The organism is Vibrio sp. MA40-2, assembly GCF_047302445.1.
Taxonomy (GTDB): Bacteria; Pseudomonadota; Gammaproteobacteria; order Enterobacterales; family Vibrionaceae; genus Vibrio.
The window spans coordinates 1,574,847-1,599,661 of sequence record NZ_CP178628.1; the positions used below are offsets into that span (position 1 = coordinate 1,574,847).

The window sequence follows — 24,815 nt, forward strand, 5'->3', positions numbered from 1 at the left end:
GACTGTTCAGGATATTGTTGATGTAAATCAATAAATGAATATCAATATTTACCGTTAATGTAGGCGTCTATTCTTATAATAATGGGGACAGCATGCCAATAAACTCAGATTCGGGAAATATTGAACATCAATCGAATAAGCGTCTAATTAAAGAATGGTTTCCCGATAACCCAGATTTTTGGAAACAACAAGGACAACAAGTTGCAAAAAGAAATCTATGGATATCGGTTCCATGTTTGCTGTTGTCTTTTTGCGTGTGGATGATCTTTAGTGCGGTTGCGGTAAATCTTCCTGAAGCTGGTTTCAATTTTTCAATGAAACAGCTTTTTCTGTTAACGGCTTTACCTTCTATTTCTGGCGCGTTGGGACGAATCCCATATTCCTTCACTATTTCTATATTTGGCGGCCGTCGGTGGACCGCTTTCAGTACTTTTATTCTCGTGGCTCCAATGATTTGGCTAGGGTTCGCTATTCAGGATACTTCTACACCTTATTATGTTTTTGTCATGATTTCATTGTTATGTGGTTTAGGTGGGGCGAATTTCGCCTCTAGTATGGCTAACATTAGTTTCTTTTTTCCTAAGGAAAAACAAGGATCTGCATTAGGGATAAATGGCGGTCTTGGAAATCTCGGCGTTAGTATTATGCAAATGATAGTGCCTATCGTTATTTCAATAAGTTTTTTTAGTTTTAGTTCTGAACCAGATGGTAGTGCTCTCTTTTTGCATAATGCAGCTTGGTTTTGGGTGCCTTTTATTTTGCTGTTTAGTGTGATTTCTTGGTTTGGAATGAATGATATTGATAGTGCTAAAGCCTCATTTTCTGAACAAGTAAAAGTCTTAAAGCAAGGTCATTTGTGGTTGATGAGCTTACTCTATTTGTCTGCTTTCGGTTCCTTCATCGGCTTTTCGGCTGGATTTTCTATGTTGGCAAAAACGCAATTTCCCACTGAAAATATACTTCAATACGCTTTTATTGGTCCTCTTGTTGGCGCTCTAATGAGGCCTATTGGTGGCGTTTGGTCTGATAAGTTCGGTGGTATAAAAGTAACATTTTTTAATTTTTCTTTAATGGCGATACTGACTATATCAATTTTTTTTACTTTACCAAAAGAAGGCGAATCCGGTAGTTTTATTTTATTTTTATTGATATTTACTGGGCTGTTTGCCTGTTCAGGAGTAGGGAGTGGATCAACCTTTCAAATGATCGCGGTTTTATTTCGTCGAATAATCACGCAACAAGCAGAAATAGCAGGTTTAGATAAAAAACTCATTGTAAGAAAATCTGGTACAGATACCGCTGCCGCATTAGGTTTTATTTCTGCTATTGGTGCTTTTGGTGGATTTTTTATACCTCAGGCATTTGGTATATCATTAACGTTAACTGGTTCGGCTTCTGGTGCATTAAAAATATTTCTATTTTTTTATGTACTCTGTGCCGTTGTTACTTGGCTTGTATATGGACGAAAAACAATCAACTCTTGTAATAATAAATAATAAATAATAAATAATAAATAGGCTAGTTTAATTGATTTTTGGGGTTTTATTTTTGGTTCTTATTTTAATTAAGTTCCTCATTAATGTTTTATTTGTATTTATTTTTAAATGGTTTGTTGATTAATAGTATAGGTATAAGTACGTATCTAACTTTAAATATATTTAATAAGAATGATTGGTTGAAAAAATAATTAATATAAAAATTATTTCCTTAAAAAATAGGAGAAACACTGGATGAGCAAGTTTTTAGATCGCTTTCGATATTTTAGACAAGTAGGAGATACATTTTCTGGGCGTCATGGTCAAACACTCCACACCAATCGTGACTGGGAGGATAGCTATCGAAGCCGTTGGCAACATGACAAAGTGGTGCGTTCTACACACGGTGTCAATTGTACCGGATCTTGTAGTTGGAAAATTTACGTAAAAAATGGATTGGTTACATGGGAAACTCAACAAACCGATTACCCGAGAACACGTCCCGATTTGCCCAATCATGAACCGAGAGGTTGCCCACGAGGAGCAAGTTACTCATGGTATCTTTATAGTGCCAACCGACTAAAGTATCCCATGGTGCGCAAGCCGCTGTTAAAACTATGGCGTGCAGCTAAGGAGCAATATTCTGACCCTGTTGATGCATGGAAATCGATTGTTACCGATTCTGGTCGTGCTAAAGAGTATAAGTCAGCGCGAGGTCGTGGAGGCTTTGTACGCAGTTCTTGGGCCGAAGTTAATGAGATCATTGCTGCTTCTAATGTGCATACCATTAAAGAACATGGGCCTGATCGGGTGGTCGGTTTTTCTCCTATTCCTGCCATGTCGATGGTCTCTTACGCCGCAGGTGCAAGGTATCTATCGTTGATCGGCGGTTCTTGTTTGAGTTTTTATGATTGGTATTGCGATCTACCACCGGCATCTCCTATGACTTGGGGAGAGCAAACTGATGTCCCAGAATCAGCCGATTGGTATAACTCGTCGTATATTATTGCTTGGGGATCCAATATCCCTCAAACACGAACGCCAGATGCACACTTCTTTACGGAAGTTCGGTATAAAGGAACAAAAACTGTAGCGATCACTCCTGATTATGCTGAAGTGGCAAAATTATGTGATCACTGGTTGAATCCAAAGCAAGGGACAGATAGTGCGGTGGCTTTAGCGATGGGCCATGTGATTTTAAGTGAGTTTCACGTTAAACGCCAATCAGAATATTTCCAAAATTACTTACGTCAATATTCTGATATGCCTATGTTGGTTAAGTTGGAGCCTCGAGAAAATGGCGGTTTTTCTGCAGGACGTTTCTTAAGAGCTTCTGATTTGACCAATAACCTTGACCAACAAAATAACCCCGAGTGGAAGACGATTGCGATTGATGATGTCACTGGAGATATGGTCTCGCCAAATGGTTCTTCTGGTTATCGTTGGGGAGAGAAAGGCAAGTGGAACCTAGAGCAAAGAGCAGGAGACCCACAGAGTGCGGTCAAGTTGCGTTTGGGTATTCAAAATCAAGACCAAGTAGTAGAGGTTGCATTTCCTTATTTTGGTGGGTTGGAGCATGAACATTTTCAACATGTACCGCTTACCGATTTGGTTAATCGCAAGTTACCGATTAAACGTATTGTACTTGGTGATGGTTCTGAAGCTTACGTGACAACGGTTTATGATTTAACCCTAGCAAATTATGGCGTTGAACGAGGTTTCAACGACTCCAGTTGTGCGCATGAGTATACCGAAGTCAAAGCGTATTCTCCTGCTTGGGCGGAAAAAATTACCGGCGTATCAGCGGATGATATTACCCGTATCGCTCGCGAATTTGCAAGTAATGCCGAGAAAACTCACGGTCGTTCTATGATCATAGTGGGCGCTGGTTTAAACCATTGGTATCACATGGATATGAACTATCGCGGTTTGATCAATATGTTGGTTTTCTGTGGTTGCGTAGGACAAAGTGGAGGTGGATGGGCCCACTACGTTGGGCAAGAGAAGTTACGTCCGCAAACGGGTTGGCAACCACTTGCTTTCGGTTTAGATTGGCAAAAGCCACCACGTCATATGAATGGTACTTCGTTTTTCTATAACCATTCTAGTCAATGGCGCTATGAGAAACTTAATACTGATGAATTACTTTCACCTCTAGCCGATAAATCGCGTTATAGCGATCACTTGATTGATATGAACGTTAAAGCTGAGCGTTTAGGTTGGCTGCCATCTTCCCCACAGTTCAATACCAATCCACTGCATATTGCAGATCATGCTCGTGACGCAGGAATGTCCGCGAGTGAATACACAGTTAATGCATTGAAAGAAGGTTCGATTCGTTTTGCCTCGGAACAACCAGAAGAGCATTACCCGCGAAATATGTTTATTTGGCGTTCTAATCTATTAGGTTCGTCGGGTAAAGGTCATGAATACATGCTTAAGTACTTATTGGGTACAGAGCATGGTATTCAAGGTAAGGATTTAGGTGACTTTAGTCCAACTAAGCCAAACGAAATTGATTGGAAAGACGAACCAACGCAAGGCAAGTTGGATCTTGTTGTGACTCTTGATTTCCGTATGTCCAGCACGTGTTTATTTTCCGATATTGTTCTACCAACAGCAACTTGGTATGAAAAAGATGACATGAATACCTCGGATATGCATCCATTTATTCATCCACTTTCTGCTGCTGTAGATCCTGCTTGGGAGGCTAAATCTGATTGGGATATTTATAAAGAGCTTGCCAAGGTTTTTTCTCATGTTTGTCAAGGCCACCTTGGCAAAGAAGAAGATGTAGTGACTTTACCTATTCAGCATGATTCTCCGGCAGAGATGGCCCAAGCGTTTGATGTCAAGGATTGGAAATTGGGTGAGTGTGATCTGATCCCAGGTAAAACCGCACCACATATTGTCACGGTCCAACGAGATTATCCCAATACTTATGCTCGCTTTACTTCATTAGGCCCTTTGCTTAATAGCCAAGGTAATGGTGGAAAGGGGATAAACTGGAATACGGATAGTGAAGTTGAGCTGCTTAAAAAACTCAACTATGTCCATCCCGAGGGAGAAGCCAAAGGGTTAGCAAAGATTGAATCAGCAATTGATGCTGCAGAAGTGATACTTACTTTAGCTCCTGAAACTAATGGTCAAGTAGCAGTAAAGGCGTGGGATGCATTAAGCGAACTTACTGGCCGTGAACATCGGCATTTAGCGCTAAATAAAGAAGACGAAAAAATTCGCTTTCGTGATATTCAAGCTCAACCTCGAAAGATTATTTCTAGTCCTACTTGGTCTGGCTTGGAAGACGAACATGTATCTTACAATGCGGGTTATACCAATGTGCATGAACTGATTCCTTGGCGCACACTAACAGGACGACAGCAGTTATATCAAGATCACCAATGGATGCGAGACTTTGGTGAGAGTTTGGTGGCCTACCGTCCACCTATTAATACCCGTACTGTGCATGAAATTATGGGTAAGAAAAGTAATGGTAATAAAGAGAAAGCGTTGAATTGGATCACACCGCATCAAAAATGGGGTATTCATTCAACGTACAGTGAAAACTTGCTCATGCTGACCTTATCACGAGGTGGTCCCATTGTTTGGATGAGTGAAACTGATGCGAAGGATCTTGGCATAGAGGATAACGATTGGATTGAAGCTTTTAATAGTAACGGTGCTTTAACCGCTCGCGCGGTGGTTAGTCAACGAGTGCCTGATGGGATGGTAATGATGTACCACGCTCAAGAACGTTTAGTCAATCTTCCCGGTGCTGAAATTACTGGGCAGAGAGGAGGGATCCACAATTCAGTGACTCGAACTTGTCCTAAACCAACACACATGATTGGTGGTTATGTTCATCAGTCTTATGGGTTTAATTACTACGGTACAGTGGGATCTAATCGTGATGAATTTGTTGTAGTACGCCGCATGAATGAAGTCAAGTGGTTAGATAATGAAGATAACGATTATATACAAGAACCCAATATTTACAGTGGTCAGGCGGGAGGTAAAGAAGAATGAAAATTCGTTCACAAGTCGGCATGGTACTCAACTTAGATAAATGCATTGGCTGCCATACCTGTTCGGTAACCTGTAAAAATGTATGGACTAGCCGTGAAGGTATGGAGTACGCCTGGTTCAATAATGTTGAAAGTAAACCTGGTACGGGTTACCCAACAGATTGGGAAAACCAAGACAAATGGAAAGGCGGTTGGATACGGAATATTAAAGGTAAACTGCAACCTAAAATGGGCCATAAAGTTGGGGTGTTAGCAAAGCTATTTAATAACCCCGATATGCCTGTAATCGATGATTATTATGAACCGTTCACTTTTGACTATGAGCATTTGCACAATGCGCCACAAAGTAAGCATCAACCCATTGCTCGGCCTCGCTCTCTGCTCACAGGCCAACGGATGGATAAAATAGAAAAAGGGCCCAATTGGGAAGAGATTTTGGGAGGAGAGTTTTCAAAACGATCTGCTGATCAGAATTTCAATGACATGCAAAAAGAGATGTATGGTCAATTTGAAAACACTTTTATGATGTATTTGCCTCGCTTGTGTGAGCATTGCTTAAACCCTGCGTGTGTTGCTACTTGCCCAAGTGGCGCGATTTACAAGCGAGAAGAAGATGGCATTGTTCTTATCGATCAAGATAAATGTCGCGGTTGGCGCATGTGTTTGACTGGTTGCCCATATAAGAAAATTTATTTTAATTGGAAAAGTGGCAAGTCCGAAAAGTGTATTTTTTGCTACCCAAGGATTGAATCTGGTCAACCTACAGTGTGCTCGGAAACATGTGTTGGGCGTATTCGTTATTTAGGCGTTATTTTGTACGATGCCGATAAAATTGAGCAGGCGGCCTCGGCCGAAGAGACGGTCGATTTATATCAAAGTCAGTTGGATATATTTTTGGATCCTAATGACCCAGATGTTATTAAAGAAGCCCTTAAACAAGGTATATCAGAGAATGTATTGCAAGCAGCACAACGATCTCCGGTTTATAAAATGGCGATTGATTGGAAGCTAGCATTGCCGTTACATCCTGAGTATAGGACTCTACCGATGGTTTGGTATATTCCTCCTCTATCTCCTATTCAGTCAGCTTCTGATGCTGGGCTTATGGGCAGCCAAGGTGTATTACCTGATGTAAAAAGCTTGCGAATACCGGTTCAATATCTGGCTAACTTATTAACGGCAGGCGATACAGCACCCGTGCTCAATGCACTTAACCGAATGTTAGCGATGCGCCATTTTAAACGTGCAGAAACTGTGGATGGAACCATCGATACGAGTGCTTTAGAGCAAGTTGGGCTAAGTGAAAGTCAAGCTCAAGAAATGTATCGATATCTTGCGATTGCTAATTATGAAGATCGATTTGTGATCCCTACCTGTCATCGAGAATTAGCAACAGAAGCTTTTCCAGAGGCGAAAGGATGTGGGTTTAGTTTTGGTAATAGTTGCCACGGAGGCAGTGATAGTAAAATCAACCTGTTTGATAGTCAGCGTATCGATTCAATTGACATCAATGCAAAAACGCTAGGGGATAAGTAATGGAAATGAAATCATTAAGACTTATTGCATCGTTATTAGATTATCCTGAAGCGGAAATTTGGCACTATCCTAAAGATCTTTACAGTCTACTTGGTATGTGCAGTGAATTAAAACCGCTTCATCATCAGAAATTGCGTGATTTTATATCAAGTATGTCTTCACAACCATTACTTGATATTCAAGCTAATTACAGTGATTTGTTTGATAGAGGCCGGTCTCTTTCTTTGTTTTTATTTGAACATGTGCATGGTGAATCTCGAGATCGTGGGCAAGCGATGATAGATCTAATCAATCAATATGAAGCTTCTGGTTTGCTGCTTGATTGCAAGCAACTGCCAGATTATTTACCTATCTATTTAGAATATATATCTCAACAAGGAGAAGAAGGCGCGGTTGATGGCTTAAAAGATGTTGCTCCAATTTTAGCTTTGCTTAAAGAACGATTAAAACAAAGAGAAAGTGAGTACTTCTGCCTATTTGACGTGTTGGTCGATCTGTCTGGAAATACTATTAAAGAAAAAGTACTAGAAGTAAAAGTCGGTAAAGAAACCAGAGATGATACACCTCAGGCATTAGATGAAGTATGGGAAGAAGAACAAATTAAATTTTTAGGGGAGGATGGCTGTATATCGGCACAACAAACGCGGCATCAGCGACGGTTTGCTAATACGGTTTCTCCTCAGTATTTGGATATAAACGAAATTAATGGAGCGAAACAATGAGTTTTCTGAATGGTTTCTTTTTTGATATTTATCCTTATATTGCTGGCTCGATATTTTTAATTGGTAGTTGGCTTCGCTATGATTATGGCCAGTATACGTGGCGTGCTGGTTCAAGTCAGATTTTAGATAATACCAATATGCGTGTTGCTTCTAGCCTATTCCACATTGGTATTATTGGCATATTTTTTGGCCACTTTGTGGGGTTATTAACGCCTCATTGGGTGTATGAATCGTTCTTATCATTACCTGCAAAACAGTTGATTGCCATGATAGCTGGGGGAGTATTTGGTTTAATGACAATTGCTGGTGGAGCTATGTTACTAAAGCGACGTTTAACCAATGTTCGAGTTCGAGCTACTTCCTCTTTTTTCGACATCATGATATTGACATTAATTGTTACTCAGGCATGTTTGGGTGTGTTGACTATCCCGTTTTCGGCGCAGCATTTAGATGGCAGTGAAATGATGAAGTTGGTTAGTTGGGCGCAAGAGATTGTAACCTTTCAATCTGGAGCATCTCTTAATTTAGAAGGCGTAGGATTTATTTTTCGTTTACACATGGTTTTAGGCATGACCTTGTTTCTATTGTTCCCATTTTGTCGTTTAGTTCATATTTGGAGTGTTCCGGTAGAATATTTATCTAGACATTATCAATTAGTTAAAAGTCAAAAGTAAAACGAATTAGCTCACCGTCAAGCAGGCTGAAAATCGACATTTCAGCCTGTTCCTCTCTGCTTTACCGTCGAATTTATTTTGATTACCCCATTAATGTTATTGATATCATTCTGCTGTTTAAGTAGTACAACAAAGAAATAATGGTCAATTACTCAAGCATTGATTGTTTATAATGCTCAGATCAGCGAAAATAACCATTAACCACGATTAACGCAACGGATTTGAACGAAGAAGAACTGAAATTAGAGTGCTTCCATCAATGTAATTGAATCTGTGTACAAACTAAAAGAACTTATCCATGGCAAACCAAGAATTTCTGAATGAAGTCAATAAGCGAAGAACCTTTGCTATCATCTCGCACCCCGATGCTGGTAAAACAACAATAACTGAAAAAGTGTTACTGTTCGGACAGGCTATTCAGTCTGCTGGTACGGTAAAAGGCCGAGGTTCAAGCCATCATGCTAAATCAGACTGGATGGAGATGGAGAAAGAACGTGGTATTTCGGTAACCACTTCTGTTATGCAATTTCCCTACAACGAATGTTTGGTTAATTTACTGGATACTCCAGGGCACGAAGATTTCTCGGAAGATACCTATCGAACGCTAACTGCAGTTGATTCCTGCTTAATGGTTATAGATGCAGCAAAAGGGGTAGAGGATCGTACGCGAAAACTTATGGAAGTTACGCGTCTACGAGATACTCCCATTGTTACATTTATGAATAAATTGGACCGAGATATCCGTGATCCAATGGAACTGTTAGATGAGGTAGAAAACGAACTGAAAATCGCTTGTGCGCCAATTTCTTGGCCTATTGGTTGTGGTAAAGAGTTCAAAGGGGTTTATCATATTCATAGGGATGAGACAGTCTTGTATACGACAGGGCAAGGCCATACCATCCAAGAACGAAATGTTATCAAAGGGTTAGATAACCCAGATCTGGATGTTGCCATTGGGGATGATTTAGCTGAACAACTTCGAGAAGAGTTGGAATTAGTGATTGGCGCGTCACATGAATTTGATCGTGATTTATTTTTGTCTGGTGAACTAACGCCAGTATTTTTTGGTACAGCATTAGGTAATTTTGGTGTTGACCACATGCTCGATGGGTTAACGGAGTGGGCTCCACTACCTTTGCCTCGTCAAGCTAATGAGCGCGAAGTTGAAGCAACAGAAGAAAAGTTTTCAGGTTTTGTTTTTAAAATTCAAGCAAATATGGATCCTAAACACCGTGATCGTATTGCCTTTATGCGCGTAGTTTCTGGAACCTACAATCAAGGCATGAAGATGAACCATGTTCGTCTTGGTAAGCAAATAAATATTTCGGATGCTGTGACCTTTATGGCAGGAGATCGTTCTCGTGCGGCACATGCGTATGCGGGTGACATTATTGGCTTGCATAATCATGGCACGATTCAGATAGGGGATACCTTTAGCCAAGGCGAGTCGCTGAAGTTTTCTGGGATCCCTAATTTTGCCCCTGAACTTTTCCGTCGTATCCGTCTAAAAGATCCTTTAAAGCAAAAACAGCTGCTTAAAGGTTTGGTGCAGCTTTCTGAAGAAGGCGCTGTTCAGGTATTCCGTCCATTGCAAAACAATGATCTGATTGTTGGCGCGGTTGGTGTGCTTCAATTTGATGTGGTGGTAGCTCGATTGAAATCGGAATATAACGTTGAAGCCATATATGAAGGCGTTAACGTTGCGACTGCTCGTTGGGTTGAATGTGCTGATGAAAAGAAATTGGATGACTTTAAACGTAAAGGGCAAGCAAATTTAGCGCTAGATGGTGGCGATAATCTTTCTTATATCGCGCCAACGATGGTTAACTTGAACCTCGCTCAAGAACGTTTCCCTGATATTGTATTTAGAGCGACTAGAGAGCACTAAGTTTTTAACTGCTTACTCTACTGATTATTAGTTACTGTTTTTATAAATGTAACTAATAAAGAAAAAATGGAGCCAATTGGCTCCATTTTTGGTTAATAATAATCGCTAATAGTAAACTTAATATTAAACGTTATTCACGTTCCTTAGTATAAGGCACGCCAATTGCTTTAGGTGCAATCGCTTTACCGATAAAGCCAGCAAGAAGGAATACCGTTAACACATAAGGAATCGCTTCTATAGCCTGAACTGGGATTTGGAACTCACCAATACTGACGCCTTGTAAACGAATTGCTAACGCATCTAAGAAACCAAATAGCAAGCAGGCTCCCATAGCGGTAAATGGCTTCCATTTACCAAAAATAAGAGCCGCTAATGCCATATAGCCTTTGCCTGCGCTCATATTAGGAATGAATTGAGCGGTTTGACCAACAGAAAGGTATACACCACCAATACCAACTAAAGTACCGCATATGATCATGGCGCTATAACGCATCTTAACCACGGATATACCGGCCGTATCAACCGCATTGGGTGACTCACCAACTGCACGTAAACGAAGGCCAAAACGAGTCTTGAACAATACATACCATGCTAAAGGTACAATAAGCACTACTAGATACTCTAACACTGAGTGCCCACTTAATAGTTCGGAATACAGTAGGCCGATAACAGGTATATCAGCTAGTGCATCTGCACCCGGTAAGTTGATTGGAGCAAACCGAGCATCACCAGAAAGCGCTGGTGTTTGTCCGCCTTGGTGGAACCAGTGACGACCTAGAGTAACAGTTAACCCAGCTGCTAGTATGTTGATAGCCATACCACTAACAACTTGATCGCCTCGATGAGTAATAGAAGCAAAACCGTGTAGCAAAGCAAGTAATATAGATACCGTTACACCACCTAGTAGGCCAACCCATGCCGATCCTGTTACGTGTGCTACGGCTGCGCCAGTAAAAGCAGCAGCAAGAAGCTTGCCTTCTAGTGCGATATTGACAATACCAGAACGCTCACTAAACATACCAGCTAAAGAAGCAAGAATAAGTGGAGTAGCGACCCGTATGGTCGCATCAAGCATTAATATAATCGTCTCAAACATGATTAAGCTGCTCCATTTTCTGATTTAACGAACAATTTCAAATAGGTTCGCTCTAGAGTAGGTCTAAACATGTGTTCTAATGCTCCTGAGAATAAAATCACTAACCCCTGTAACACTACAACGATGTTCCTATCTACACCGTATTCGAAACTTAATTCAGCGCCACCTTGATACAGAAAGCCAAAAAGCAAACTTGCTAACAGTACACCAATAGGGTGGTTCCTTCCCATTAGTGCAACTGCGATACCGGTAAAACCAAATCCTTCAACAAAATTGAGTTTGATTTGATGGAGTTCACCTTGCAGTACGTTTAAGCCAAAAAAACCAGCTAACATACCTGAAACAAGCATGGTTATAACCACAATTTTAATGTAGTTAATGCCGGCATATCCAGCGGCAGATGCATTTGCGCCGACTGAACGGATTTCGTATCCCCAGCGAGAATGCCAAATAAATAGCCATACAAATACACAGCAGACTAAGGCAAAAATAAAACTCAAGTTGAGTGGGCTAGGGGCCATTTCGATACCAAAAACAGAAAGGATTTGGTGCATTTTTGGTAACCAGCTACTAACTGCAAATACGCGACTTTCCGTCGCCATTGTGTTTTCAGGTTTTAAAATATCAACTAATAGATAAGCCATTAAAGACGCGGCAATAAAGTTAAACATAATCGTAGTAATAACGATATGAGACCCTCTTTTTGCCTGTAAATACGCGGGTATAAATGCCCATGCTGCGCCAAAAAAACCACCAGCAATAATGGCGAAAGGGAAGACGATATACCATGGTGCGTATTCACCAAGTGTTAGACAGATTAATCCAACACCCAAACCGCCTACATAAGCTTGACCTTCACCACCGATGTTAAATAATCCAGCATGAAAAGCGACTGACACCGCTAAACCAGTAAAGATAAAACCGGTTGCATAGTAGAGGGTGTAACCGAACCCTTCGGCATAGCCAAAGGCACCTGTCCACATAACTTTTGCCGCATCAATAGGGCTAATATCGATATAAACAAAGAGTAATGCCGAAACTAAGAACGCAACCACGACATTGATTGCTGGTAGTAAAGCAACGGTCACCCAAGCAGGAATTTTGGCCTGACTCATTATAGGTCTCCTTGGGATTTAACATGATCTGGGACGATATTCGCCATCATTAAACCTAATGTTTTTTCATCAGCCTGTTCAGGGAGTACTTCACCAACAATACTTCCATCAAACAAAACAATAATTCTATCGGCTAAGCTCATTATTTCATCAAGCTCTACCGACACTAATAACACGGCTTTTCCAGCGTCACGGGTAGCGACTATTTGCTGGTGGATATATTCAATAGCACCTATATCAACGCCACGGGTTGGTTGTCCAACAAGCAATACATTTGGATCTTCTTCCATTTCTCGAGCAATAACGAGCTTTTGCTGATTACCACCAGAAAAATTAGCGGTTTTGAGAGAGACATCATTTGGACGCACATCCCATTTATCCATACTGGACTGACAGAGTTCTCGAATTGCTTGTTTATTTTGTAGTAATCCGTTGTTGTATTTAGGCAGGTTGTGATAACCGAGAATATAAGCTTCTTGTGCTTCAAACTTATTGATCAAACCTTGTTTGTGGCGATCTTCTGGTATGTGCCCAACGCCCATCGCTCTGACTTGTTGAGGATCACTAGGTTGTTCAGGGCTGAGAATATGGCCATTAAGTTCGATAGTTCCTGAGGCAGGTTTTAAAATACCCGACAATAAACTCAGAACTTCAGATTGACCATTGCCCGAGACCCCTGCGATACCAACAATTTCACCTTCACGAACTGAAAAACTGATATCTTTGATTCGTTGAACATTACTGCTATCGAAATAACTTAAATTTTTAACATCAATCAGGGCTTTTTTCGGTTTTGCTGCTTCTTTTTCAACTTTAAGGAGGACTTTTCTTCCTACCATAAGTTCGGCTAATTGATCTTGATTGGTCTGCGCGGTCACAACATGATCAACCATTGTTCCTTGACGCATAACGGAAATATTATCCGTAATTGCCAGAACTTCACGCAGTTTATGCGTGATAATCATAACGGTTGTGCCTTGAGCTCGAAGCTTATCAAGAATAGAGAAAAGGTGGTCAGCTTCTTGTGGTGTTAAAACACCGGTAGGCTCATCAAGAATGAGTATTTTTGCGTCTCTATATAACGCTTTTAGAATTTCAACTCGTTGTTGTAACCCGACTGGTAATTCACCAACTATTGCATCGAGAGGAACCTCTAAGCCATAGTCTTTTTCAATTTGGACAAGCTTTTTCCTAGCAGAGCTCAAACTTTCTTGTAGCTTCCAGCCGCTTTCTGCCCCGAGCACTATATTCTCTAATACGGTAAAAGTCTCAACGAGCATGAAATGCTGATGAACCATGCCAATACCAGCAGCAATTGCTTCTTGAGAATTAGTAGGTTTATAAGGCTGACCATTTACGAGCATTGAACCAGTATCGGCGAGATAAAAACCGTATATTATGCTCATTAGAGTCGATTTGCCTGCACCATTTTCACCAATAATTCCGTGAATAGTGCCTGCGGGAATTTTTAGATCAATATCTTTGTTAGCATGAACGGCGCCAAAACGCTTATTGATCTCTTTTAGTTCAATGGCAAAATTTTGAGCTTGAGTCACGTGGAATTCCTAAACTGCAAAATAATTATAAGTACGCCGTTGCCTAAAGTTAACACTTTACAAAAGCAACGGCGTAGAGATTACTCAACTACTGATAATACTAGAATTAGTAGTTGCAAGTATTGTCTGACATATAATCATGAACACTGATTTTTCCAGAGATAATATCGGCTTCAAGAGCTGATGCGTATGCTTTCATGTCTTCTGTTATCAGACTTTCGTTGTTTGCATCTAACGCCCAAGCTACACCGCCTTCTTTAAGACCAAGAACTTTTATGCCTGGCTCCCAATTACCTTCCATGCTGTCAATCCAAGTCTCTTTTGCTGCAACACCAACACGTTTAACCATTGATGTTAGCATTGTACCTGGTTGAAGGTGGTTTTGGTTTGAATCTACCCCTATAGCCAGTTTACCTGCATCTTTAGCTGCTTGATAAACACCAAGGCCAGTACCACCTGCTGCTGCATAAATTACATCTGCATTTTTAGAAAATTGAGATTTAGCAAGTTCAGATCCTTTTGCTGGATCAGCAAACGCAGCTGGTGTTGAACCCGTCATATTTTGCAGAACAACAGCATCAGCGTTGGCATATTTCGCACCTTGCTCATAACCACAAGCAAACTTACGAATTAGTGGAATATCCATACCACCGATAAAGCCAACGGTACCTGTTTTAGAAGCTTTAGCGGCTAAAGCACCAACAAGGAAAGATCCTTCTTGCTCTTTAAATACAATTGACTGCACGTTCGGCTTATCCACAACCATATCTATAATAGTAAATTGGATGTCTGGGAATTCTGTAGCAACTTTTTCTACTGCTGAAGCCATATTGAAGCCAACGGCTACGATAGGGCTAAAGCCACGGCTTGCTAAACGACGAAGTCCTTGTTCACGTTGGGCTTCATTTTGTGGTTCAAATTCGCGGACTTTAATGCCTTTTTCAGCTTCAAGTACTTTTACACCGTTTTGAAATACTGCTTCGTTAAAAGATTTGTCAAATTTGCCTGCTGTATCATAAATAACGGCTGGTGTTGGTGCTGCAAATACGCTAAATGAAGAAACGGCTAGCGCAAGTGCAGTTAGCTTTAGAGTAGTTTTTTTCACTGTATAATCCCTATGTTGAAATCCAAAATTGATAACCAATAAATGAGTTCTATTTGTATTTATATGCAACTGTGTTATCTGTTTTTGCGAAATTTACACATAAACAGTTATCACTCCCCAGTTTATCGTTTGCGTGCTAAAAAAAAAAGCATTTTGCTCACACCTAAATCAGCTAACACGACATTTAAGCATATGATGATGTGATCAATATCACGTTTTTTATCTGAATTTACTCCGTAGTCAGTCTGTTTTTCTACAAATTAATAAAAATGCAACGTTCTTGATTGGACTATATATGGTTGAATTAAGGTAAATCGATCCAATTAACACAAATATAGCTAATAACAAATATAGCTAATAAGTGTGCAATAAACGTTTTTTTTAGATGAATGATTTATAATAAATGTGATTTACCTATTAATTAAAGTATCAGTTAGGAGAGGTAGGTATGTTTGATAAATTTAATAAGTTAATTAAGCGTTACGATGACTGGTGTAAGAGAATGGGATTGTTACCCGAGCAAAAACGTTGTTGTGTACCGATAACGAAGCAAGATGTTTTTGACAATAAAGAGAGAAAAGATGAATGAAATCTCTTGTCGGTTATTTGATACCCATTGTCATTTAGACCGATCGGATTTTTGTAGCGATGATGATTTTGCTCAACAATTGGAAATTGCGCAATCAGCAGGTGTAGACAAGTTTCTTATACCAGGTTGTGGCGTTTTTAATTGGGATAAAATAGAACAACTGTGTTCAACATACCCCAGTCTTTATTTCTCATTAGGGTTACATCCTTATTATACCGATCAGCATCTTGATCAACATTTAATTTTACTTGATACCAAGTTGTCTCAAAAACATGAGAAATGTGTTGCTATCGGAGAGTGTGGTCTAGATTTTTATCAATCCAGTAATGATGAACAGCTGCAAAAGCACTATCTTATAGAACAAATTCGATTGGCCAATAAGTATCAGTTGCCGCTCATTTTGCACTCCAGAAAATCCCATCAAGATATCATTAAGCTTATTAAGCAACATCCGCTTGATTGTAAAGGGATCATACATGCTTTTACTGGTAGTTATCAGCAAGCACTCGACTATATTAATTTAGGCTTTTATATCGGTGTCGGCGGTTCTATTACTTATCCTCGAGCGAAGAAAACCCGAAATACTATATCTTTATTACCTTTAGAGTCATTGGTTCTTGAGACCGATTCACCTGATATGCCACTTAATGGTTATCAAGGTCAAAAAAATCACCCTAAAAAACTGCCAATTACGCTAAATGAGCTAATCATGCTGCGAAATGAGTCAGAGCAAACGGTTGCAAAGCAGCTTTATCGAAATAGTCTATCTGCCTATAATATTTTAGATTAATTGCAAGTTAATATAGCCAATTAATACACTATTACTGGTGTAAGTGTGAATGTAATCTCATTTTGAAAAATTGTTACATGATTTTTAATTGGTAAGTGTGATCTATGCACTGAATTATTTTCAAAGGTCTGTTTATAATCGCCTCGCTTTTTAGATCCATTTTGTCACACGCCATTTAACTAAAATAAGGAAGCCATAAACCATGAGCCTGTTTATGAGCCTAATCGGCATGGTTGTACTCATAGCGATTGCAGTACTTCTATCCGACAACCGCAAAGCAATTAATTTACGAACCGTGGGTGGTGCATTTGCCATTCAGTTTATCCTTGGTGCATTTGTACTTTATGTTCCTTGGGGGAAGGATTTATTAGGAGGTTTCTCTAGCGGAGTCGCCAGTGTTATCGATTTTGGTAAAAGCGGAACGAGTTTCCTTTTTGGTAACTTAGTGAGTTTTTCTGTCGATGGTCTTGGTTTTATCTTTGCTTTCCAAGTGTTGCCTACATTGATATTTTTCTCATCATTGATTTCTGTACTTTACTACATCGGTGCGATGCAGTGGGTAATTAGAATTCTTGGTGGGGCATTAGAAAAAGCGCTTGGTACTTCACAAGCGGAATCTATGTCAGCAGCGGCCAATATTTTTGTTGGTCAAACAGAAGCACCTTTAGTTGTTCGTCCATTTGTACCTAAAATGACGCAATCAGAACTATTTGCAGTAATGTGTGGTGGTTTAGCATCTGTTGCTGGTGGTGTGTTAGCTGGCTACGCATCTATGGGTGTTCCGTTAGAATACCTGGTGGCTGCTTCGTTTATGGCGGCACCAGGTGGATTATTATTCGCTAAGATTATTAAGCCAGAAACAGAAGAGTTTGATAATGATATTCAAGCAGATTTAGAAGGTGGCAACGATAAACCGGCTAACGTTATTGATGCAGCAGCAGGTGGCGCTTCATCTGGTTTGCAGCTGGCGCTTAATGTTGGCGCGATGCTTATTGCTTTCATCGGTTTGATTGCACTAATCAACGGTATGTTGGGCGGCATTGGTAATTGGTTCGGTTATGAATCATTAAGCTTAGAGCTTATTTTAGGTTGGGTATTTTCTCCTCTTGCTTTCCTTATCGGTGTTCCTTGGGAAGAAGCAACGTTGGCAGGATCTTTCATTGGTCAAAAAACCATAGTGAATGAATTCGTCGCTTACTTAAACTTTGTTCCTTATGTGGGTGAAAATGCGCAAGTAGTTGCTGCAACTGGTCAAGTTATGTCAGAGAAAACAACCGCGATTATCTCTTTTGCTCTATGTGGATTCGCTAACTTATCCTCAATCGCGATTTTACTCGGTGGTTTGGGTGGCATTGCACCAGGTCGACGTCACGACATTGCTCGCATGGGTGTTAAAGCGGTTTGTGCTGGTACACTATCTAACTTAATGGCAGCAACTATCGCAGGTTTTTGTATATCATTGGCGGCAATGTAATTTAGCTACAAGGGTATTAAGTTAGCTTCAAAGTTATCGTTTAAACCCAATGTAAAACACGGACGCAAGAAATTGCGCCCGTGTTTTGTTTTTCTGGGAATAAATTAAAGTGAATGCCGCTAATTTAACGGCGATTGTCAGATTATTTGTTTTTTTTGAGATGGGAAACGTTTGCTTTAAATGTTGCATCTATCACATTTAAATGAAAAGGCTATAATGTATACATCTTAAATATTAACAAAAAATCATCACAATTACCTACATAGTCTCACTATCTATTATTTTTAGTTGAGTGATTAATTATAGGTTTTGGTGCATTTTGACAGTGTCAAACATGATGTATGGCATTAAATAAATAGATAAATAGATAAATAGATAAATACCGCAATCATAGATTGTTGTACCAGAAATGAGATTGGTACTGTGCGGTGACAGGGATGGCAATTAATAGTTTGATTGAATGAAGCTATTAAGTCTTCAAGGAACCAAGTCCGTTCATTTCGTAATCAAAAAGTGATGTCTAATCTAAAATTTTTAAATAGATTAGTTTCGTTTTACTTTTTGGCAAACAAATTGAATATTTTGATCGGAGATAGAAATGAGCGATTTAAAAGTAGCAGCTCTACGTGCACTTAAACTTATGGATTTAACCACGCTAAATGATGATGACACCAATGAAAAGGTGATCGCTCTTTGTCGTGATGCGAAAACAGCCGTTGGTAATACCGCTGCAATTTGTATTTACCCGCGTTTTATTCCCATTGCTAAAAAAACACTTCGTGAGCAAGGTACGCCAGATGTTCGTATTGCAACAGTAACTAACTTCCCACATGGGAATGACGACATAGATATAGCGGTAGCAGAAACAAAAGCAGCGATAGCGTATGGTGCCGATGAAGTGGATGTTGTATTCCCTTATCGCACATTGATTGCCGGCGATGAAACAACGGGTTTTGAGTTGGTGAAACGTTGTAAAGAAGCTTGTGGTGACGTTTTATTAAAAGTCATTATTGAAACTGGCGAGTTGAAAGAAGAAGCTCTTATTAGAAAAGCGTCTGAATTGTCGATAAAAGCAGGTGCAAACTTTATTAAAACCTCCACCGGTAAAGTACCGGTAAATGCCACACCAGAAGCGGCTAAAATCATGTTGCAAGTTATTCGAGATTTGGGTGTTGCCGAAACGGTAGGTTTCAAGCCTGCTGGTGGCGTGCGTACTGCTGCAGATGCTGCGGAATTTTTAGCTATGGCTGACGATATATTAGGGCCAGATTGGGCCGACAATATGCATTATCGCTTTGGTGCATCGAGTCTACTGACCAGCTTACTTAATACACTAGAAGTAACAAAAGACGTTGCGGATCCAAACGCTTACTAATCAAAAGATGGCCTCTTTATAATTTAGCATCTTTAAATGATGGCTATGTTGGAAGGGGCGGTTACTTTTTCCATTAAAAGTAGGACAATTCTAATGTATTTACCTCAAGAAATTATCCGTAGAAAACGCGATGGTGAAACGTTAACTGAGCAAGAGATTCAATTTTTCATTCAAGGTGTTGCGGACAACAGTGTTTCTGAAGGTCAAATAGCAGCGTTTGCTATGGCTATCTTTTTTAATGAAATGACGATGCCTGAGCGCATCGCTCTCACTTGTGCCATGCGCGATTCTGGTATGGTTATCGATTGGGCACATATGAATTTTGATGGGCCTATCGTAGACAAACACTCCACAGGAGGCGTTGGTGATGTTACGTCATTAATGCTCGGTCCTATGGTGGCTGCATGTGGTGGTTATGTACCAATGATCTCTGGGCGCGGTTTAGGGCATACCGGCGGAACTCTGGATAAGCTTGAATCGATACCGGGATATAACATAACGCCGACCAATGAGGTATTTGGACAAGTTACCAAGCAGGCTGGTGTAGCGATTATTGGACAGACGGGCGATCTCGCGCCAGCAGACAAACGTGTTTATGCTACTCGAGATATCACCGCAACAGTGGATAATATTTCATTGATTACGGCTTCTATTCTATCTAAAAAATTAGCCGCAGGTCTTGAATCTCTTGTTATGGATGTGAAAGTAGGATCAGGCGCCTTTATGCCTACTTACAAAGAATCAGAACAGTTAGCAAGATCTATCGTTGCTGTGGCGAATGGTGCAGGCACCAAAACGACCGCTATACTGACTGATATGAATCAAGTGCTAGCTTCTTCAGCGGGCAATGCTTTAGAAGTGCGAGAAGCGGTGCAGTTTTTAACTGGCGAATACCGCAATCCTCGTTTGTATGAAGTCACTATGGCATCTTGTGCTGAAATGTTGGTGTTAGCTAATTTAGCCAAAGATTCAGATGATGCTCGTCAAAAATTACAAACTGTATTAGATAATGGTAGTGCAGCTGAGCGATTCGGTAAAATGATTGCCGGTCTTGGTGGCCCGGTTGATTTTGTTCAGAATTACGACAACTATCTAGATAAAGCTGAAGTTATTAGACCTGTTTATGCTGAAACACACGGCATTGTTAGTGCCATGGATACACGTGCCATTGGCATGGCGGTTGTTGGTATGGGGGGCGGACGTAGAGTGGCTTCGGACACGATTGATTATGCCGTTGGTTTTGACCATTTTATTCGTTTAGGTGAAACGGCAAATGAAGATAAACCGTTAGCAACCATACACGCAAGAACCGAACAACAATGGCAAGAAGCCGCAAACGCACTACTTAATGCAATTACAGTGGGTAGTGAACCTTATATTTCAACTCCAGAAGTCTACCGCCAAATTAGAGCGGAAGATGTACAAACAGCTTCTGACGGAGAGTAAAAATGAAAAGAGCAATTATTTTAGTATTAGATTCATTCGGTGTTGGTGCAACACAAGATGCTGATAAATTTGGTGATGTAGGCTCGAATACTTTAGGTCATATCGCTGAACATTGTGCAAAAGGCTTAGCCGATAACGACACAAGAAAAGGACCATTAACCTTACCTAACCTTTCTAAACTAGGATTAGGATTAGCTGGGCAAGAATCCTCTGGGACTTTTCCTCAAGGGCTTGATCAAAACGCTGAGATCATTGGCGCTTATGGTCACGCTGCAGAATTATCATCAGGTAAAGATACGCCATCTGGTCACTGGGAAATTGCTGGTGTGCCAGTGTTATTTGATTGGGGTTATTTTTCTGATAAAACCAACAGTTTTCCTGAAGAACTATTAGAAAAAATTGTTCGACGAGCCAAACTTCCTGGTTATTTAGGTAACTGTCACTCATCGGGAACCGTTGTTTTAGACGAACTTGGTGAAGAACATATGAGAACTGGCAAGCCCATTTTTTACACCTCAGCCGATTCTGTATTTCAAATTGCCTGCCATGAAGAGACGTATGGGCTAGACAATCTACTTGAGCTATGTCAAATCGTTCGTGAAGAGCTTGAAGATTATAATATTGGTCGTGTTATTGCTCGTCCATTTATCGGTGCGAAGGCAGGTGAATTTGCTCGTACAGGTAATAGAAAAGATTTGTCTGTTGAACCTCCTGCGACCACTATTTTGCAGAAATTGGTTGAAGAGAAAAATGGTCAAGTGGTCTCTATTGGTAAAATAGCCGATATTTATGCTAATTGCGGTATTACCAAAAAAATCAAGAAAACAGGATTAGAAGATTTGTTTAATGCGTCTTTAGAACAAGTAAAAGAGGCAGGCGATAACACGATTGTATTTACTAATTTCGTTGATTTTGATTCATCTTATGGTCACCGTCGTGATGTGGCTGGTTATGCCGCGGCATTAGAATATTTTGATAAACGTCTTCCAGAAATGCTAGAAATTCTGCAAGAAGAAGATGTGCTGATTCTTACCGCTGACCATGGGTGTGATCCTACATGGCCGGGAAGCGACCATACAAGAGAACATATCCCTGTATTAGTTTATGGCAAAAATATACCAGCTGGTTCACTTGGCCGCAGAGATACCTTTGCCGATATCGGTCAGAGTTTAGCTAAATATTTTGCGACATCAGATATGGATTACGGTAAAAGCTTTTTGTAATTTGTCTAGCCTGAACTAGTTTAATGTAATCAAGTAGGGCGTATTGAATCGCCCTATACATAAGTCTATCCCGCTATTATTGGGATTAGTAATGATTTGAAAACAACCAAGGAATAAATTAATGGCAACTCCACATATTAACGCTGAAATGGGTGCTTTTGCAGATGTCGTTTTAATGCCAGGCGACCCGTTGCGCGCTAAGTACATTGCTGACACGTTTTTAGAGGACGTGGTTCAAGTGTGCGATGTACGTAACATGTTTGGCTATACTGGCACCTACAAAGGTCGTAAAGTTTCAGTGATGGGCCATGGTATGGGAATTCCGTCGTGCTCGATTTATGTCACTGAGCTTATCAAAGATTTTGGCGTTAAAAAAATTATTCGTGTTGGTAGCTGCGGTGCAGTAAGTGAAGACATCAAAGTAAGAGATGTTGTTATCGGTATGGGTGCGTGTACTGACTCTAAAGTGAACCGTATTCGTTTTAAAGGGCATGATTTTGCTGCTATTGCGGATTACAAAATGGTTAAAGCTGCTGAAGAAGCGGCAAAAGCTCGTGGAATTGATGTAAAAGTAGGTAACTTATTTTCTGCTGAACTTTTCTATACTCCAGATCCAAGCATGTTCGATGTAATGGACAAATACGGTATTGTTGGGGTAGAAATGGAAGCGGCTGGTATTTATGGTGTTGCTGCTGAGTACGGTGCCAAAGCACTGGCTATTTGTACGGTTTCTGACCATATTAAAACAGGAGAGCAAACCACATCTGAAGAGCGAGCTACTACATTTAACGACATGATGGAAATTGCGTTAGATTCAGTGCTACTTGGCGATGAAGATTAACTAGCACTAGATTGGTGTATAAATAAAAAGCTCTGATGATCTATCAGAGCTTTTATCTAAGTAAATAGCTAAGTAAATTGCCAAATATGTAAATAATAGTGAGTGGATCGTTATCTTACTTTATATCCTGAATAAGGAGGTTTTGCTGCTTGTCCTTAGGTTTTCTACTCAATATCAACGTAATCAACATTCCGCTTAAAAAACTCATTACTATCATAATGTACATATAACGGTCACTATTGCGATAATGATGATCTGATATCGCGGTTACCATGCCTTTCTCAAACGTAATACGTATATAGCCAATAAGGTTTTTCTCAGCAAAAATCGGTTCAACAAGTTGTAAACGACCGATACTTGCGGTCTCTAAAGGTGTATCCAAGCCTAGAATTTCTCTAATCGATTTTGCATCTTGGCTAGCCGCCAGCTTTATTCCTTCCGAATCATAAATAGTCGCATCGAAAACCAGCCGTTCTTTGGCTAATTGATTGCTTAGTTGAAGTAAACGTTCTTGGTCGCTATTGGTTATCATATCACTCGCGGAAAGGGAAGCCTGAGAAATAAGAACTTTTGTTAGGGTTTCTAGTTGATGAGATTGAATTCGTTCATTTCCTTTGCTGATGACCATGCTATTTTTAGCCGTGTAGCCAAACATCAGTAATAAAAGAATGACGGCAATACCTTTTAAAAATAGACGTATTGAGAAAAGTGAGCGTTTCATATTCAACCATTATTGATTCTTTTTTTAGGTATTCACATATTGGGGCTTGCCTTTTGAAATTGCAATAGGGTAACGTTTAACAGAATTTAAATGAATGGGCATGGAAGCAGTGAAAACTTTACCGATAAAAAAACACGCAACACTTCTTAAACGTCTACCTGAAACTCGACTGTCGAGCCAGTTAGATAAATCAAAAGCCAATTGGATCGTTTTTTCCGATTATCTTTCGCCAAAATTATTTAATGATATTGATTTTTATACCGGTACATTCAATGCCGTTTTAGATACCTGGAAAGTAGGACAATATGAAGTTGCACTTATGGATGGCAATTTGACCGCTAAGCACGAAGATATACTTCAGTCTCTTCATGTTGAATATGCTTGTTTAACTGATGTGCCGGATTTGTCTCAACCGGGCTTAATTGTTTTTGATATGGACTCGACTGCGATTCAAATAGAGTGCATTGATGAAATAGCTTATTTAGCTGGCGTAGGAGAACAAGTATCAGAAGTGACAGAAAGAGCGATGCAAGGTGAACTCGATTTTGAGCAAAGTTTAAGGCAACGTGTGGCCGCTTTACAAGGTGCAGATGAATCGATACTGGAACAAGTCCGGTCAACACTGCCATTTATGCCAGAAGTAAGAGAGTTAGTCAGTAGTCTGCAGAAGTTTGGTTGGAAAACAGCGATTGCCTCGGGTGGTTTTACTTATTTTTCAGACTATTTAAAAGATGAGCTATCTCTTGATTATGCTCAATCTAACACGCTAGAAATTGTAGATGGAAAATTGACAGGAAAGGTGGTTGGTGATGTTGTTTCAGCACAAACTAAAGCAGAGATCCTTGAGCAATTAGCATTCGATAATGACATTGATATATCGAATACCGTTGCGGTTGGTGATGGGGCCAATGATTTAGTAATGATGGGCGTTGCGGGTTTAGGTGTCGCTTACCATGCTAAACCAAAGGTACAAAAACTAGCACAAACAGCGGTTAACTACTCTGGCCTGGGAGGCGTACTGTGCATTTTGTCAGGACAATTAGCTAAGAGTAAAAAAATCAGTTTATGATATAAATAATACTAGCTAAATTAATTCGTTAAATTTACTCCAGTGTTATGCCTAATACTGGAGTAAATAATCAGCTTTATTCTGTTCGTTTTAAG

19 protein-coding genes are annotated in these 24,815 nt (G+C 40.1%); 14 read left to right on the plus strand and 5 right to left on the minus strand.

Annotated features, from left to right (window positions below; genetic code table 11):
- The first annotated feature begins 92 nt into the window (after window positions 1-92).
- The 6 genes from ACLKML_RS14795 to prfC all read left to right on the plus strand — a co-directional run bounded on the left by ACLKML_RS14795 (window position 93) and on the right by prfC (window position 10,320).
- Window positions 93-1,496, plus strand: a complete 1,404-nt coding sequence (locus ACLKML_RS14795) for a NarK family nitrate/nitrite MFS transporter (RefSeq protein WP_413283842.1) — start codon at window positions 93-95, stop codon at window positions 1,494-1,496.
- Between the two features lie 234 nt (window positions 1,497-1,730).
- Window positions 1,731-5,501, plus strand: a complete 3,771-nt coding sequence (locus ACLKML_RS14800; protein WP_413283843.1) for a nitrate reductase subunit alpha — start codon at window positions 1,731-1,733, stop codon at window positions 5,499-5,501.
- Complete coding sequence (gene narH, locus ACLKML_RS14805; RefSeq protein WP_413283844.1) at window positions 5,498-7,036, plus strand: nitrate reductase subunit beta; 1,539 nt, start codon at window positions 5,498-5,500, stop codon at window positions 7,034-7,036. The genes ACLKML_RS14800 and narH overlap by 4 nt, the downstream gene beginning before the upstream one ends.
- Window positions 7,036-7,758: a nitrate reductase molybdenum cofactor assembly chaperone gene (narJ, locus tag ACLKML_RS14810; protein WP_413283845.1), complete on the plus strand. Its 723-nt coding sequence runs from the start codon at window positions 7,036-7,038 to the stop codon at window positions 7,756-7,758. The genes narH and narJ overlap by 1 nt, the downstream gene beginning before the upstream one ends.
- Entirely contained in the window at window positions 7,755-8,432 is a 678-nt protein-coding gene (gene narI / locus ACLKML_RS14815; protein WP_413283846.1) for a respiratory nitrate reductase subunit gamma, read from the plus strand. The genes narJ and narI overlap by 4 nt, the downstream gene beginning before the upstream one ends.
- Before the next feature lie 298 nt (window positions 8,433-8,730).
- Window positions 8,731-10,320, plus strand: coding sequence for a peptide chain release factor 3 (gene prfC / locus ACLKML_RS14820; protein WP_413283847.1), 1,590 nt, complete (start codon window positions 8,731-8,733; stop codon window positions 10,318-10,320).
- 130 nt (window positions 10,321-10,450) lie between these two features.
- Here prfC and ACLKML_RS14825 read toward each other — a convergent pair whose 3' ends face one another.
- The 4 genes from ACLKML_RS14825 to ACLKML_RS14840 all read right to left on the minus strand — a co-directional run bounded on the left by ACLKML_RS14825 (window position 10,451) and on the right by ACLKML_RS14840 (window position 15,192).
- A complete protein-coding gene (locus ACLKML_RS14825) occupies window positions 10,451-11,416 on the minus strand; it encodes an ABC transporter permease (protein WP_413283848.1) in 966 nt (321 codons plus the stop codon).
- A 2-nt stretch (window positions 11,417-11,418) separates the two neighbouring features.
- Window positions 11,419-12,531 carry an ABC transporter permease gene (locus ACLKML_RS14830; RefSeq protein WP_413283849.1) on the minus strand — a complete coding sequence of 371 codons (1,113 nt, stop codon included), beginning with the start codon at window positions 12,529-12,531 and terminating at the stop codon, window positions 11,419-11,421.
- The gene (locus ACLKML_RS14835) at window positions 12,531-14,087 is read right to left on the minus strand and encodes an ABC transporter ATP-binding protein (RefSeq protein ID WP_413283850.1); all 1,557 of its coding nucleotides are present in this window, start codon (window positions 14,085-14,087) and stop codon (window positions 12,531-12,533) included. Before ACLKML_RS14835 ends, ACLKML_RS14830 begins: the two co-directional genes overlap by 1 nt.
- Before the next feature lie 106 nt (window positions 14,088-14,193).
- Complete coding sequence (locus ACLKML_RS14840) at window positions 14,194-15,192, minus strand: BMP family ABC transporter substrate-binding protein (protein ID WP_317717132.1); 999 nt, start codon at window positions 15,190-15,192, stop codon at window positions 14,194-14,196.
- A 448-nt stretch (window positions 15,193-15,640) separates the two neighbouring features.
- Between ACLKML_RS14840 and ACLKML_RS14845 the strand changes: the two genes are divergently transcribed.
- The 7 genes from ACLKML_RS14845 to deoD all read left to right on the plus strand — a co-directional run bounded on the left by ACLKML_RS14845 (window position 15,641) and on the right by deoD (window position 22,930).
- Window positions 15,641-15,781, plus strand: a complete 141-nt coding sequence (locus ACLKML_RS14845) for a hypothetical protein (RefSeq protein WP_413283851.1) — start codon at window positions 15,641-15,643, stop codon at window positions 15,779-15,781.
- Window positions 15,774-16,571, plus strand: coding sequence for a TatD family hydrolase (locus ACLKML_RS14850; protein ID WP_413283852.1), 798 nt, complete (start codon window positions 15,774-15,776; stop codon window positions 16,569-16,571). The genes ACLKML_RS14845 and ACLKML_RS14850 overlap by 8 nt, the downstream gene beginning before the upstream one ends.
- A gap of 202 nt (window positions 16,572-16,773) precedes the next feature.
- Entirely contained in the window at window positions 16,774-18,045 is a 1,272-nt protein-coding gene (locus ACLKML_RS14855; protein ID WP_413283853.1) for a NupC/NupG family nucleoside CNT transporter, read from the plus strand.
- Between the two features lie 598 nt (window positions 18,046-18,643).
- Window positions 18,644-19,420, plus strand: coding sequence for a deoxyribose-phosphate aldolase (gene deoC / locus ACLKML_RS14860; protein WP_413283854.1), 777 nt, complete (start codon window positions 18,644-18,646; stop codon window positions 19,418-19,420).
- A gap of 93 nt (window positions 19,421-19,513) precedes the next feature.
- Window positions 19,514-20,866, plus strand: a complete 1,353-nt coding sequence (gene deoA, locus ACLKML_RS14865) for a thymidine phosphorylase (protein WP_413283855.1) — start codon at window positions 19,514-19,516, stop codon at window positions 20,864-20,866.
- 2 nt (window positions 20,867-20,868) lie between these two features.
- Window positions 20,869-22,089, plus strand: a complete 1,221-nt coding sequence (locus ACLKML_RS14870; RefSeq protein ID WP_413283856.1) for a phosphopentomutase — start codon at window positions 20,869-20,871, stop codon at window positions 22,087-22,089.
- 121 nt (window positions 22,090-22,210) lie between these two features.
- The gene (gene deoD / locus ACLKML_RS14875; RefSeq protein ID WP_413283857.1) at window positions 22,211-22,930 is read left to right on the plus strand and encodes a purine-nucleoside phosphorylase; all 720 of its coding nucleotides are present in this window, start codon (window positions 22,211-22,213) and stop codon (window positions 22,928-22,930) included.
- Between the two features lie 115 nt (window positions 22,931-23,045).
- Here deoD and ACLKML_RS14880 read toward each other — a convergent pair whose 3' ends face one another.
- Complete coding sequence (locus tag ACLKML_RS14880) at window positions 23,046-23,651, minus strand: YtjB family periplasmic protein (RefSeq protein ID WP_413283858.1); 606 nt, start codon at window positions 23,649-23,651, stop codon at window positions 23,046-23,048.
- A gap of 100 nt (window positions 23,652-23,751) precedes the next feature.
- Between ACLKML_RS14880 and serB the strand changes: the two genes are divergently transcribed.
- On the plus strand, window positions 23,752-24,720 hold the full coding sequence (gene serB / locus ACLKML_RS14885) for a phosphoserine phosphatase (protein WP_413283859.1): 969 nt from the start codon (window positions 23,752-23,754) through the stop codon (window positions 24,718-24,720).
- Window positions 24,721-24,815 lie beyond the last annotated feature (95 nt).

Bases quoted from the DNA above. Each gene is read 5' to 3' on its own strand.
- ACLKML_RS14830 (WP_413283849.1), bottom strand. From the start codon at position 12,531: ATGAGTCAGGCCAAAATTCCTGCTTGGGTGACCGTTGCTTTACTACCA.
- narJ (WP_413283845.1), top strand. From the start codon at position 7,036: ATGGAAATGAAATCATTAAGACTTATTGCATCGTTATTAGATTATCCT.
- ACLKML_RS14880 (WP_413283858.1), bottom strand. From the start codon at position 23,651: ATGAAACGCTCACTTTTCTCAATACGTCTATTTTTAAAAGGTATTGCC.
- ACLKML_RS14825 (WP_413283848.1), bottom strand. From the start codon at position 11,416: ATGTTTGAGACGATTATATTAATGCTTGATGCGACCATACGGGTCGCT.
- ACLKML_RS14845 (WP_413283851.1), top strand. From the start codon at position 15,641: ATGTTTGATAAATTTAATAAGTTAATTAAGCGTTACGATGACTGGTGT.
- prfC (WP_413283847.1), top strand. From the start codon at position 8,731: ATGGCAAACCAAGAATTTCTGAATGAAGTCAATAAGCGAAGAACCTTT.
- ACLKML_RS14870 (WP_413283856.1), top strand. From the start codon at position 20,869: ATGAAAAGAGCAATTATTTTAGTATTAGATTCATTCGGTGTTGGTGCA.
- narH (WP_413283844.1), top strand. From the start codon at position 5,498: ATGAAAATTCGTTCACAAGTCGGCATGGTACTCAACTTAGATAAATGC.
- serB (WP_413283859.1), top strand. From the start codon at position 23,752: ATGGAAGCAGTGAAAACTTTACCGATAAAAAAACACGCAACACTTCTT.
- deoD (WP_413283857.1), top strand. From the start codon at position 22,211: ATGGCAACTCCACATATTAACGCTGAAATGGGTGCTTTTGCAGATGTC.
- ACLKML_RS14800 (WP_413283843.1), top strand. From the start codon at position 1,731: ATGAGCAAGTTTTTAGATCGCTTTCGATATTTTAGACAAGTAGGAGAT.
- narI (WP_413283846.1), top strand. From the start codon at position 7,755: ATGAGTTTTCTGAATGGTTTCTTTTTTGATATTTATCCTTATATTGCT.
- ACLKML_RS14795 (WP_413283842.1), top strand. From the start codon at position 93: ATGCCAATAAACTCAGATTCGGGAAATATTGAACATCAATCGAATAAG.
- deoC (WP_413283854.1), top strand. From the start codon at position 18,644: ATGAGCGATTTAAAAGTAGCAGCTCTACGTGCACTTAAACTTATGGAT.
- ACLKML_RS14855 (WP_413283853.1), top strand. From the start codon at position 16,774: ATGAGCCTGTTTATGAGCCTAATCGGCATGGTTGTACTCATAGCGATT.
- ACLKML_RS14850 (WP_413283852.1), top strand. From the start codon at position 15,774: ATGAATGAAATCTCTTGTCGGTTATTTGATACCCATTGTCATTTAGAC.
- deoA (WP_413283855.1), top strand. From the start codon at position 19,514: ATGTATTTACCTCAAGAAATTATCCGTAGAAAACGCGATGGTGAAACG.